Annotated in this window: 10 protein-coding genes; 7 read left to right on the forward strand and 3 right to left on the reverse strand. The window is 56.2% G+C overall.

The genetic code is table 11. The features are described from left to right. Nucleotides 1-102 precede the first annotated feature (102 nt). The 5 genes from ACHUE7_RS06600 to fadA all read left to right on the forward strand — a co-directional run bounded on the left by ACHUE7_RS06600 (nt 103) and on the right by fadA (nt 6,834). Nucleotides 103-2,004, forward strand: coding sequence for an ATP-binding cassette domain-containing protein (locus ACHUE7_RS06600; protein WP_394169284.1), 1,902 nt, complete (start codon nt 103-105; stop codon nt 2,002-2,004). A 75-nt stretch (nt 2,005-2,079) separates the two neighbouring features. Further along, entirely contained in the window at nt 2,080-2,790 is a 711-nt protein-coding gene (locus ACHUE7_RS06605) for a DUF6901 family protein (protein WP_394169285.1), read from the forward strand. A gap of 6 nt (nt 2,791-2,796) precedes the next feature. Then, on the forward strand, nt 2,797-3,294 hold the full coding sequence (locus ACHUE7_RS06610) for a hypothetical protein (RefSeq protein ID WP_394169286.1): 498 nt from the start codon (nt 2,797-2,799) through the stop codon (nt 3,292-3,294). Between the two features lie 201 nt (nt 3,295-3,495). Continuing rightward, nucleotides 3,496-5,640, forward strand: coding sequence for a fatty acid oxidation complex subunit alpha FadB (gene fadB, locus ACHUE7_RS06615; protein ID WP_394169287.1), 2,145 nt, complete (start codon nt 3,496-3,498; stop codon nt 5,638-5,640). A gap of 18 nt (nt 5,641-5,658) precedes the next feature. Continuing rightward, nucleotides 5,659-6,834, forward strand: a complete 1,176-nt coding sequence (fadA, locus tag ACHUE7_RS06620; RefSeq protein ID WP_127555435.1) for an acetyl-CoA C-acyltransferase FadA — start codon at nt 5,659-5,661, stop codon at nt 6,832-6,834. Nucleotides 6,835-6,950: 116 nt separating this feature from the next. On the opposite strand, the gene ACHUE7_RS06625 is transcribed toward fadA, so the two are convergent. Further along, the gene (locus ACHUE7_RS06625) at nt 6,951-7,619 is read right to left on the reverse strand and encodes a COG3904 family protein (protein WP_394169288.1); all 669 of its coding nucleotides are present in this window, start codon (nt 7,617-7,619) and stop codon (nt 6,951-6,953) included. Nucleotides 7,620-8,038: 419 nt separating this feature from the next. Between ACHUE7_RS06625 and ACHUE7_RS06630 the strand changes: the two genes are divergently transcribed. After that, nucleotides 8,039-8,314 (forward strand): DUF1653 domain-containing protein, encoded by a 276-nt coding sequence (locus ACHUE7_RS06630; RefSeq protein WP_348475209.1) that lies wholly within the window; start codon nt 8,039-8,041, stop codon nt 8,312-8,314. On the opposite strand, the gene ACHUE7_RS06635 is transcribed toward ACHUE7_RS06630, so the two are convergent. After that, on the reverse strand, nt 8,245-8,979 hold the full coding sequence (locus ACHUE7_RS06635; RefSeq protein ID WP_394169289.1) for a hypothetical protein: 735 nt from the start codon (nt 8,977-8,979) through the stop codon (nt 8,245-8,247). The genes ACHUE7_RS06630 and ACHUE7_RS06635 overlap by 70 nt on opposite strands. 268 nt (nt 8,980-9,247) lie before the next feature. Between ACHUE7_RS06635 and topA the strand changes: the two genes are divergently transcribed. Further along, complete coding sequence (gene topA / locus ACHUE7_RS06640; protein WP_394169290.1) at nt 9,248-11,896, forward strand: type I DNA topoisomerase; 2,649 nt, start codon at nt 9,248-9,250, stop codon at nt 11,894-11,896. 76 nt (nt 11,897-11,972) lie between these two features. Here topA and gltA read toward each other — a convergent pair whose 3' ends face one another. Further along, complete coding sequence (gene gltA, locus ACHUE7_RS06645; RefSeq protein ID WP_394169291.1) at nt 11,973-13,250, reverse strand: citrate synthase; 1,278 nt, start codon at nt 13,248-13,250, stop codon at nt 11,973-11,975. Nucleotides 13,251-13,320: the final 70 nt, after the last annotated feature.

The raw sequence follows: 13,320 nt of genomic DNA on the forward strand, positions 1-13,320 counted from the left end.
CTCGCCCACCATAGAAGAGTGTCTAACGCCCTGACAGTGCCAAAAGTAAGTCGGCAGCGTCCGGGCGCTACTCTACGTCCCTACTGTTAATAAGGATCATGAATGAGTCTGGTTGTGTTTGACCGCGTCACCTTTGCCTTGGGCGCTGCGCCGTTGCTTGATGAGGCCTCGCTTATTATAGAACCGGGTGAGCGTCTTTGTCTGGTAGGCAAAAACGGTGCTGGTAAATCGACGCTGTTGAGTTTGCTGAACGGGCAGCGCACCCCCGACGACGGCCAGATTCGGGTTCGCCAGGGTGTCACCCTCGCGCAATTGCAACAAGACCTGCCCGAAGGGGATGACCGGCTGGTCAGTGAAGTGGTGCTTGAAGGCCTGGGTGAGCTGGGGCGTGCACTTGCGGCTTACGATCATGAAAGTCTGCAGCCCGACCCGAATCTGTCGCGCCTTGAGTCGTTGCAACACACGATCGAACTCGGTGATGGCTGGCAAATACACGCGACCTTGGCCGCCGTGCTGACCCGGTTGAAACTGGATGGCGACGTTGCCTTTAAAACACTCTCCGGCGGCTGGCGTCGTCGGGTGCTGCTGGCCCGGGCGCTGATCAGCCGGCCTGATATTCTGATTCTCGACGAACCGACCAACCACCTCGATATCGCCATGGTGGAATGGCTTGAAGGTTTTCTGCTCGATTATCCGGGCGCCATTGTCTTCGTGTCGCACGATCGGCGTTTCATCGATCGGGTGGCCACCCGCATTGTCGAGTTGGACCGGGGACACCTGAATACCTTTCCGGCACCTTACGATGCCTATCTGGAAGCCAAGGATGCCCGTTTGGCCGAAGAGGAGATTCATCGTCGCCATATGGACAAAAAGCTGGCGGATGAAGAAGTGTGGATCCGCCAGGGCATCAAGGCGCGGCGTACCCGTAACGAAGGTCGGGTTAGGGCTTTACAGGCGTTGCGCAAGGAAGTCAGCCAGCGGCGTGGCCAGACCGGCCAGAGCGACTTTGAAATCGAAGCGGCCGATCGCAGTGGCAAACAGGTTGTCGTACTTGAGCATGTCACTTTTGGCTACGGCGATAACTTGCTGATCGACAAGTTTACGGGCCTGATCAATCGCGGGGACCGCATTGCCTTGCTGGGCCCGAACGGGATCGGCAAAAGCACCCTGATTCAACTGATGCTGCAACAGATCAAGCCGACTCAGGGCGTGGTAGAGCAGGGTACCAAGTTGGAAGTGGCCTATTTCGATCAGGCACGGGCACGGATGGACCCGGAGAAAACGGTGATGGACGCCGTTGCAGAGGGTCGTGAATTTCTGGAGCTGGGTGGACGCCGGCGTCATGTGATCAGCTACCTGGAAGACTTTCTGTTCGCTCCGGAACGGGCCCGCATGAAGGTGAAGCAATTGTCGGGCGGGGAAACCAACCGTCTGTTGCTGGCGCGGTTGTTCAGTCAGCCAGCCAACTTTCTGGTGCTCGATGAACCGACCAACGATCTGGATATAGAAACGCTGGAAATGCTGGTTGACCGGCTCAGTGAATTTGATGGGACCTTGTTGCTGGTCAGTCACGACCGGTATTTCATCGATCAGCTGGCGACCCGAACCTGGGCGTTTGAAGGCAATGGTGCCCTGCGTCAATACGCTGGGGGTTATGAAGACTGGAAGATGCAGGGCGGCCAATGGCCGGATACCAGCCAGCAGACACCAAAGGCCGCGCCCGGGCAAAAGGAGAAAGAACCGGCCGCTACACCAGCCAAACCGGCGTCGAAGCCTGCGAAAAAACTTTCATTCAAGGATCAGCGGGAGTTTGATCAGTTACCGGCCGATATTGAAGCGCTGGAACAGGAGATTGCCCGGCTGGAGCATGAGCTCAACCAACCCGGGTTTTATGAGCAGCCTTCTGACAAAACCCAGCCGGTATTGCAGGCATTAACCAGGGCTCAGCAGTCTCTGGAAGCACGATTCGAACGCTGGGCTGAACTGGAAGAAAAACAGGGTTAAAAACAGGCATGGCCGGCAGGGCAGCTGCCGGTCTGCGCACCTTATTTGCATCGTGATGGAAACAGGACGCCGTCAATGAGTATTCGATACGAGTTTAATTTCCCGGAAGACGGGACCCAGCTGGTCGTCGAGACACAGGCATCGCGGGACAGGGAACCCGACCCCGGCGTCCGCAACAATGCCGCCTGGACCCGGCTGGACTATTGTCAGTGTTCAAACTGTCCGTTGTCCAAGAAGGACGTTGAGTATTGTCCGGCGGCAGTTGATATGCAGCCCATTGTAGAAGACTTTCGCAGTTTGCCCGGGTTCAAGAAAGCGGACATTGTGGTGACTACTCAGGAGCGGCAGTATCGAAAAAGCACCGGGCTGGAAGAGGGGTTGCGGTCTCTGATGGGCCTGGTGATGGCCAATAGCCAGTGCCCGATTCTGAAAAACCTGAAACCCATGGCCTTTACCCATTTGCCCTTTGCCACACAGGAGGAGTTCATCTTCCGTGCCGTGGGGACCTACCTGCTGCGGCAGTACTACAAGAGCCACGATGGGCAGGAAGGCGACTGGGATCTTGAGGGCCTTGTCTCGCTGAACCGGGAGCTGCAGATGGTGAATCAGGCGTTGTGGCAGAGAGTTCACACAGCGTGTGAGGGCGATTCGAACCTGAAAGCCCTACTCAGCTTTTTTACGCTATCCTCCAGCGTGTCCTATTCACTGGAGAGTCAGTTGCTCAAGTTGCGACCGGCGTTTATGGCAGACACGGGCAGTCTGCAACCATTTGAACAGAAGGAATAAGTCGGCATGTTTGCCAACCTAGCAATTATTGGCGCTATCCTGATATTGGCCGGTGCCTTTATGTGGCTGAAGCCGTCGCCCAGGGATCGTCACCTCAATACGCTGCGCACCGCGGCACTGTCGGCCGGGTTCAAACTCGACAGCATCCGCATTCCGGATACCAGCATTGAAGGACGACTGGCTGAAAAGTCGTCGTTAATCACCCTTTACCGCTTGTTGCACCGATTCGAGAAAGGCAAGGCACCGCGCTTTACCGTGCAACGCACCACCGGCGTTTCCAGTGCCTTTTTGCCCGATGGCTGGAAATGGGCCGATGAGCATCGCCCCAGTGAAGCCGTTACACAGGATTTACACGAGGTTCTGGTCGGTCTGCCCGACCAGTATCTGGTGCTGGATGCTCAGCCGGACGGCGTGGGGCTGGTCTGGGATGAGCGAGGCAATGCCTCGGCATTACCCGCGATTCGGGAAACGCTGGAGCGCCTGATCGCGCAACTCTCTGCCTGAGCGCAATAATCTTCCTTTCTGTCCGGGTCGCCGGCGTTGCCGGTTGACATCCTGTCGCCAGTGTCTATCGTATGAGCCATAATCAAACAGTCGTTTGAAACTTGTGTTTGATTCAGGCAATCAGACCCGGTATTCAAACAGGGTAGACCGCGATACGGGTGGGTGTTTGGCCCTATTCGAGACAATAAACGGAGAGCTTCCATGATTTATCAGGGTAAAGGCATAACCGTCGAGGCATTGCAGAACGGCGCCGCCGAACTCATCTTCGATTTGCAGGGCGAGTCGGTCAACAAGTTCGACCAGGCAACGCTGAGAGAGCTGGCAGAGGCAACCAAAGCCATTGCCGCCAGCGATGCCAAAGGGGTGTTGGTCAGCAGTGCAAAAGACAGCTTTATCGTCGGTGCGGACATTACTGAATTTCTGGAGTGGTTCGATAAAGACGAAGAAGGCATCATCAGCGACATTCTGGCTGCCAACGACATTTTCAGCGCCTTTGAAGACCTGGCGATGCCCACCGTTGTGGCCATCAACGGTATGGCGCTGGGCGGTGGTTTTGAAATGTGTCTGGCGGCCGACTACCGGGTTATGTCGACCAAGGCGAAAGTGGGCCTTCCCGAAGTCAAACTCGGTATCTACCCGGGCTTTGGCGGCACAGTGCGGTTGTCGCGCGTCATTGGCGCCGATAACGCCATCGAGTGGATCGCCTCTGGCAGTGAAAAACGTCCCGATGCCGCCTTGTCGGATGGCGCTGTGGATGTCGTCAGCGAGCCTGAAGCCCTGCACGATACGGCCCTGGCACTGCTCGAACGGCTGATGTCCGGTGAGGTGGATTACCAGAATCGCCGTCAGGCCAAACAAGGCAAGCTGCAACTGAACAACATCGAAAGCATGATGGTGTTTGAAACCGCCAAGGGCTTTATTGCCGGCAAGGCCGGTCGTCATTATCCGGCGCCGGTTGAAGCGGTAAAAACCATTCAGAAGCACGCCAATTTTGACCGCGACAAGGCCATCGCCATTGAAGCGAAAGGCTTTGCCAAAATGGCCAAAACACCGGTCGCCAAGAATCTGATTGGTTTGTTTCTGAACGATCAGAAGATCAAGAAGATCGCCAAAGATCACATCAAACAGTCGAAAGACGTCAGCAAGGCGGGCGTGCTGGGCGCGGGCATTATGGGCGGTGGTATCGCCTATCAGAGTGCCAGTAAAGGCACCCCGATTATGATGAAAGACATCGCCGAGTCGGGTTTGCAACTGGGCCTCGATGAAGCCGCCAAACTGCTCACCAAGCAGGTCGAGCGCAAGAAGCTGGACGTGCGTGGCATGGCAGACACCCTGAACCGCATTCGTCCAACCTTGTCGTACGGTGATTTTGGCGATGTTGACGTCGTTGTCGAAGCGGTAGTCGAGAACGTCAAGGTGAAGAAAGCCGTTCTTGCCGAAGCCGAAGGCCAATTGCGCGACGACGCCATTCTGGCTTCGAACACCTCGACCATCTCCATTACTGAGCTGGCCACGGCACTTAAAAAACCGGAGCAGTTCTGTGGCATGCACTTCTTTAATCCGGTGCATCGTATGCCACTGGTTGAAGTGATTCGCGGTGAAAAGACCAGCGATGAAACCATTGCAACCGTTGTCGCTTATGCACAGAAGATGGGTAAGACGCCTATTGTTGTTAACGACTGCCCGGGCTTTCTGGTAAACCGCATTCTGTTCCCGTACTTCGGTGGCTTTGCCATGATGCTGCGCGACGGCGCCAACTTTGAAAACGTCGACAAAGTCATGGAAAAATTTGGCTGGCCGATGGGCCCGGCGTATCTGATGGACGTGGTCGGTATCGACACCGGCGTTCATGCCCAGGCCGTTATGGCCGATGGGTTCCCCGAGCGCATGAAGCAGGATTTCAAATCGGCGATGGATGTTATGTACGCCGAAGAGCGCTTTGGTCAGAAGAACGGCGTTGGTTTCTACCGTTATGAGACCGATAAGAAAGGCAAGCCGAAGAAAGTATCCGACGAAAAAGCACACGAACTGGTCGCCAGTGTGCGCACGTCCGAAAGCGAACTTTCAGAAGATGACATCATTAACCGCCTGATGATTCCGATGTGCCTGGAAACGGTGCGTTGCCTGGAAGATGGCATCGTCAATACCGCTGCCGAAGCCGACATGGGTCTGGTATATGGCATCGGTTTCCCGCCGTTCCGCGGTGGAGCCTTGCAGTACATCGATGACATCGGCGTCGCAGCCTTTGTTGAGCTATGTGATCGCTATAAGGATCTGGGCAAGCTCTACGAGCCAACCGACAAACTGCGCGATATGGCTAAAAACGGCCAGACCTTTTACGGTTAAGACGGGAGAACAGCAACCATGACTATTCGAGACAATGACGCAGTAATCGTCGACTTTGCACGCACCCCTATGGGTCGTAGCAAGGGTGGCAGCCACCGTTTTACCCGTGCTGAAAACCTGAGCGCCGATCTGGTAAACGGCTTGCTGGCTCGCAATGAAGCCCTGAACCCGGCCGATATTGACGACATCATCTGGGGATGCGTAAACCAGACTAAAGAGCAGGGCTGGAACGTCGCCCGCATGATGCAATTGCTGACGGATATTCCACACACGGTACCGGCGCAAACCGTCAGTCGTTTGTGCGGTTCATCGATGTCGGCGCTGCACATCGCAACGGCGAACATTCAGTCGGACAACGGTGACATTTATGTCATCGGGGGTGTTGAGCACATGGGGCACGTCGACATGATGCACGGTGTCGACCCGAACCCCATGCTGTCGCAAAAGGCCGCAAAAGCTTCAGGCATGATGGGCCTGACAGCCGAGCTGTTGTCCAAGATGCATGGCATCGGTCGTGAACAGCAAGATCAGTTTGGTCTGCGTTCGCACGTAAAAGCCCATGAAGCCACTCAGGCCGGCAACTTCGACAATGAGATCATTGCCCGTACCGCGCACGATGCCAACGGCAACCCCTACCTGATGAAGCACGACGAAACCATTCGCCCCGAGACGACGCTGGAAGGACTGGCGTCGTTGCGCCCGGCCTTTGATCCGAAAGCAGGTACCGTAACTGCCGGTACCTCAAGCCAGATCACCGACGGTGCATCGGCTATGGTGGTCATGTCATACCGCAAAGCCAAGGCGTTGGGTCTGAAGCCTCGCGCTGTGGTGCGTGGCATGAGTCTGGCGGGCGTTGATCCGTCGATCATGGGGTATGGCCCGGTGCCGGCGACCAAGAAGGTGCTCAAGAAACTGGGCATGACCATTGAGGATATCGACTACGTCGAGCTCAACGAAGCCTTTGCCGCACAGGCGTTGCCAGTATTGAAAGACTTGAAATTACTGGAGAAAATGGACGACAAGGTTAACCTGCACGGCGGCGCCATCGCCCTGGGTCACCCTTTCGGCTGCTCCGGCGCACGCATTACCGGCACGCTGTTGAACGTTATGGAACAGAACGATGGTCAGTTTGGTCTGTCGACCATGTGCATCGGTCTGGGGCAGGGCATCAGTACCGTTATTGAACGTGTTTGATCCCAATGCCGCCTGATTCAGGCTGGTTAACACACGTTTGAACAAGAAAATCGCTGGTTAGAAAGCCGGCCTGGAAGTCACCGGGCCGGCTTTTTTATGGCTGAAAGCTATTCAGATCAGTAGCCTGGCTCGTCGCCGGGTACACCCAGCACATCGACAACACCGGACCTGACCAGTTCACCGGCGGACGGATACCACATTTGCTGGTGCGGCGTTGCCATGATCTGGGCTAAGAAGGCTTCATCCACGTTCGCCCGGCGAAACAGGTTTAAGTCTCTTTGCTGCTCTTCTTCCGGGTCCTGCTTCATCAGAAACTCCATTACCGGAGATTTTTGAGCATACCGATGGAAGCCAAGGCGAGCATCCGGTTCAAGATAGCGTGTTTGGCCGGCGATAAAGACCAGGGTGCAGGCAGAGGCGCAATCGCCGTAGGCAGAGGTGGTCAGGCCGAATTCATTGACCAGCCGGACCAGCCCACGAGCCTCTGCGACCAGACCACCGCGACTTTGCAAGCGCAAATGCACGACCGTGTCTTCCTGTTCAAGCAAGGTGCTGAGTGCTTGAGTGACGCCAAAATCAATGTAACCTTCCAGCCTGATGTGGTCTTTTTGGTTCGACAGCTTCAAATCAAAGCTGGGCAGCACATCGTCATTCGGCGCATTGCCTCTGAGCACATTAGCGGCGACGGCGAACAACAAGGCAAAACACGCCAGACCCACCAGGGCAGTAACAGTGGGGATTACCAGCCAGTGAAGCCGATTGTCTTGCCAGGGTCTGTTAGTCATGAGACTCCGCAGAGGTGATGGGAATGGGGTAAACCGGTCGATCTGCTCTGGCCGGTCTGAATTCACAGTATGTGACTTCGCAGTGGCAGGTGGCGGCTAGTGGTCCATGCGGAAAGTTCGGTCACTGTTCACTTTGCCAGCAAGCCCGGAGCTTTGATGTCAAACCTTGAAATAGCGGTGCTATTCCGGCGGTTCATACAGTAAAGTTCTGGGCCTCGCCCTGAACTTGATGGCGTCGTTCCTGAGTAACAGAACGTCACGCATGGACCACTGGCGAAAATCCGGGCCTGGCTTGGAAACTGTGCCAGGGTGCATTGCACTGGAAATATAGAAAGGAAGTGGCCGATTCGCAAGGCAGGACGGTTTGCGTGCGAGGTCTGGTTGCTTGATTTGCCTAACCCTTCTCACAGGAGCGCCTCATGAAACCCCTAACCGCAGGCATTTACCGGCACTACAAGGGAAACCGCTACCGCGTTATTGGCGTAAGCCGGCACAGCGAAACCAATGAGCAGCTGGTGGTATACCAGTGCCTGTATGGAGACTACAGCCTCTGGGTGCGGCCGCTGGCCATGTTTACCGAGTTGGTACGGATTGACGGCGAAGACATACCCCGTTTTGAGCGGGTTCAGTCTCTGGACGAAGCTGACTGGCTGTCACTGGCGGCTGAAGTGTCCTCGCCCATTGTTGAATCGTAGAGTCCGGAAATTAACTGGGAGATTTTCTTAATTTGCTGCGGTTTGTCGTTTAAGTGAATGTCACTGTGGATCAGCAGGTCTTTCGCATGTTTGTAGAACGACGAGGCCGCTGAAAGGTCGTGCTGGTCACGGGCTTCAAGGCCCTGGCGTTTGTAGGCTTCCACCTCAAGCATCAGGCTGTTGCGGGTGAGGCGGGCAAGGTGTTCATGGCTTTCGACCTCGGAGATAAGTCCCCGCGCATTGAGGGTTCTAACCCACTTCATGGCCCGGCCGAAGTGTCGTTTCATCAGATTGATTTGCCGGTCACTGGACGGAATTTCTGGCTGGTGGGCCTTCTCGCCCAGACTACTGATGTCGTCAGCCAGCGATTGGTAATAGGCCACATCCCGCTGGGAGTCCTGATTGGTGGGGTCGATGGCCAGCAGGCTTTCGGCTTCTTCCGCCAGGTTTTGCTGGATAAGGTGCAGCAGGTCGGGGTCACGGTCGTAGACCATCAGGGTGGAGAACAATTCCTCATACTGCGTTTGCTGGGATCGAAGCTGGCGAAGGCGGGCTTTAACCGCCTGAGCTTCCTGTTCTTTCAGCGTTGCAACCCGGCTCATGTAAAGGCCGCCGATGATCAGTCCAACCATCGAAATCATGAATAAAATGGCAAATAACGACACTCTGGTAGGCTCCTGAATGGGGTTCCGTGATCGAACAACCACGGGTAACTAGGCTATCCAGCCTGTACGCTTTGCCCGGGTTCGTGCATAGTACGGCGCTGAATGGTCGCCGGGGTTTGCACTGCAAACCCTGCACGTACCGGTTCCTCGCTGCGCAGCGGCGACTTGACCTTAAGGGGTCAAACAGTTTATACGTCTGCGCCGCTTGCGTTCCCCGGGGTTCGTAAGCTAAGTATATAAAAGGAAGCAACAGGCGGAATTATAGCGCATGGGTAAATCTCTGGTCATTGTCGAATCACCCGCAAAAGCCAAAACGATCAACAAATATCTGGGAAATGACTTCATCGTCAAGTCCTCGGTAGGTCACATCCGTGATCTGCCCACCAGTGGCCAGGCCAAACCGGTGGACGCCAAGGCGCGTGCGCGCCAGGCAGCTGAAACACGCAAATTATCGCCCGAGAAGAAAGCGATCCATAAAAAGCAAAAGGCCAAGGAGCAATTGATCGCCCGTATGGGCATCGACCCCGATAACGGCTGGACAGCCCAGTATCAGGTGCTGCCTGGCAAAGAGAAAGTGGTCGACGAATTGCGTCGCCTGGCCAAGACAGCCGATACCGTCTACCTCGCGACGGATTTGGACCGCGAGGGGGAGGCGATCGCCTGGCATTTGCAGGAAAGCATCGGTCTCGCCCCTGAAAAGTACCGTCGGGTGGTGTTTAACGAAATCACCAAGAAAGCCATCAACGAGGCCTTCGACCGCCCGGGTGAGCTCGACCTTAACCGGGTCAATGCACAGCAGGCACGTCGATTCCTCGACCGGGTCGTGGGCTTTATGGTGTCTCCTCTGCTGTGGGCCAAGGTAGCCAGGGGTCTGAGTGCGGGCCGGGTACAGTCGGTAGCGGTGCGGCTGATTGTCGAGCGCGAGCGCGAGATTCGAGCGTTCAACCCGGAAGAGTTCTGGGACTTGCACGTACAGACGCGCGCCAAGAACGACGCTGAAGTCCGTTTTGAAGTTGCCCGTTATCTCGGCGACAAGTACCGGCCGGTCAACAAAAGCCAGAGCGATGAGCATGTTGAGCGACTGCGCGATGCGGCATTGCGCATCACCGACCGTGAAGACAAGCCGACTTCATCCAAGGCGGCGCCCCCATTTATTACCTCGACCCTGCAACAGGCGGCCAGCACGCGCCTCGGCTACACCGTCAAGAAAACCATGACCATGGCCCAGAGGCTCTATGAGGCCGGTCACATCACTTACATGCGTACTGACTCGACCAACCTGAGCCAGGAAGCCGTTGCCTCGGCGCGTGATTACATCGCCGACCAGTACGGCAAACAGTATCTGCCCGAGAAACCGGTCACCTATGGCAGCCGGGAAGGGGCCCAGGAGGCGCACGAAGCGATTCGGCCGTCCTATGTGGCCCGCAAGAGCGCCGATCTCTCCGACATGGAGCGCGACGCTCAGCGGCTCTATGAATTGATCTGGCAGCGTTTCGTGGCCTGTCAGATGGTACCGGCCAAGTACAAGAGCACGGTGCTGACGGTCGCTACCGGCGATTATGAGCTCAAGGCAAAGGGCCGGGTGCTGGTATTCGACGGCTACACCCGGGTCATGACTCAGGTCACCAAGGGCGATGACGCCATCGAACTGCCAGATCTGAAAGTGAGTGACGAGCTGGCGCTGGTGGCTTTGGAGCCACGCCAGCACTTCACCAAGCCGCCAGCACGCTTTACGGAAGCCTCGCTGGTCAAAGAGCTGGAAAAACAGGGTATTGGCCGGCCATCGACCTATGCCTCCATTATTTCGACGATTCAGGATCGCGGCTACGTACGGCTGGTCAGTCGCCGCTTTTTCGCTGAAAAAATTGGCGATATTGTGACCGACCGGCTGACCGAATCGTTCAAGGATCTGATGCAGTATCAGTTCACCGCGCGTCTGGAAGAGTATCTGGATGACATTGCTACCGGTGAGCGCACCTGGAAGCAGGTGCTCGACAGCTTCTACGACGACTTTACCCGCCAGTTGGACCAGGCGGAATCCGACGAAGACGGCATGCGCTCCAACGAGCCGACACCAACTGACATCGAGTGCCCGAAGTGCGGGCGCCCGATGATGATTCGTACCGGCACCACCGGCGTGTTTCTCGGCTGCTCCGGCTACAGTCTGCCACCCAAGGAGCGTTGCAAGGGCACCCTGAACCTGATTCCCGGCGAGGAAGTGCTCGACCTGGAAGACGACGATGAGGCAGAAGCCCAGGCGTTGCGCCACAAAGAGCGCTGCGACAAATGCGGCACGGCGATGGACAGCTACCTGATCGATGAAGGCCGGAAACTGCATATCTGCGGCAACAACCCGGATTGTACCGGCTTCAAGGTCGAGAAAGGCCAGTACAAGATCAAAGGCTACGATGGCCCGACGCTCGAGTGCGACAAATGCGGTTCTGAAATGCAGCTCAAGAGCGGCCGTTTCGGCAAATACTTCGGTTGCACCAATGACGAGTGCAAGAATACCCGCAAGCTGCTGCGCAACGGGGAAGCGGCACCACCGAAGATGGATCCGATTCCGATGCCGGAGCTGAAGTGCCTGAAGGTGGAAGACACATACGTGTTGCGTGATGGCGCTGCCGGTTTGTTTCTGGCGGCCAGTCAGTTCCCGAAAAACCGGGAAACCAGGCCGCCACTGGTGAAGGAACTGGTAGCCCACGCCGATGAGTTGCCGGAAAAGTACCTGTACCTGACCAAGGCACCCAAGAAAGACGACGAAGGTCGGCCCACGGTCATTCGTTTCAGTCGCAAGACGAAAGAGCAATATGTAATGACTGAAAATGAGGATGGCAAGGCGTCTGGCTGGAAGGCGTATTATCAGGGTAAGCGTTGGGTGGTTGAAGAGAAAGCTGGTAAAGCGGCCAAGGCCTGAGTAACTGACACCCTTGAACCAAAAGAAAACCGGCAGTTGCCGGTTTTTTTATCGCTGCGTTCCAGTGAAGGAACGCTCAGCTTTTGGGAAAGTCCCGCTGGGTGTGGCCCTTGTAGAGCTGACGGGGCCGTCCAATGCGGTAGCTGCCACTGATCATCTCTTTCCAGTGGGCAATCCAGCCCGGCGTGCGGCCAACTGCGAACAAAACCGTGAACATGTCGTTCGGGATGCCGAGCGCCTTAAAGATGATGCCTGAATAGAAATCGACGTTGGGGTAGAGCTTCTTCTCGACGAAGTAGGGGTCTTCCAGCGCAATTTTTTCCAGACGCATGGCGATTTTCAGCAACGGATCGTTGTTGATGCCCAACTCGCCCAGCACTTCATCGCACGTGGCTTTCATCACCTTGGCGCGGGGGTCGTAGTTCTTGTAGACCCGATGGCCAAAGCCCATCAGACGGAACGGATCGTCCTTGTCTTTGGCGCGCTTGATGTACTCTTCGATGTTGGCTTCATCACCAATCTCTTCGAGCATGTTCAGCACCGCCTCGTTGGCGCCGCCGTGTGCCGGGCCCCAGAGCGCTGCTATGCCGGCCGCAATGCAGGCGAACGGGTTGGCACCGGATGAGCCGGCCAGCCGCACCGTTGACGTTGAGGCGTTTTGCTCGTGATCGGCATGGAGAGTGAAAATCTTGTCCATGGCCCGCGCCAGGACGGGGTTCACGGTATATTCCTCGGCCGGTGTGCTGAACATCATGTGCAGAAAGTTGCCCCCATAGGACAGATCGTTCCGCGGGTACATGAATGGCTGACCCATGGAGTACTTGTAAGTCATGGCCGCCAGCGTCGGCATTTTGGAGATCAGACGGTGCGCAGCGACTTCACGATGGTGATCGTTACTGATGTCGAGCGAATCGTGATAGAAGGCCGACAGGGCGCCAACCACGCCAACCATGATCGCCATGGGGTGGGAGTCACGGCGGAACCCCTGGAAGAACACATGCATCTGCTCGTGCACCATGGTGTGGTGCATGATGATGTTCTTGAACTCGCCTTTCTGGGTGTTATCCGGCAGTTCTCCGTACAGCAACAGGTAGCAGACATCCAGATAGTCGGCATTCTCGGCCAACTGATCGATCGGGTAGCCCCGGTGCAGTAAGACACCTTTATCACCATCAATATAGGTGATTTCAGATTCGCAGGACGCGGTTGAGACAAAGCCCGGATCATAAGTGAACAGGCCGTGAGCGGTCAGTGACCGCACGTCTACAACATCCTGACCCAGAGTGCCGGAGTAAATCGGCAATTCAATCGGGTCGCGTCCTTCGATGACCAACTTGGCTGTCTTGTCAGTCATGAGGCCTCCTCTTCAAAGCAGTGTTGGGCGCCAGAGTATCGGCGCAGGATGGGGTGAACTCGTGTTGGGC

Source organism: Saccharospirillum alexandrii, from assembly GCF_043641555.1.
Lineage (GTDB): Bacteria > Pseudomonadota > Gammaproteobacteria > Pseudomonadales > Natronospirillaceae > Saccharospirillum > Saccharospirillum alexandrii_A.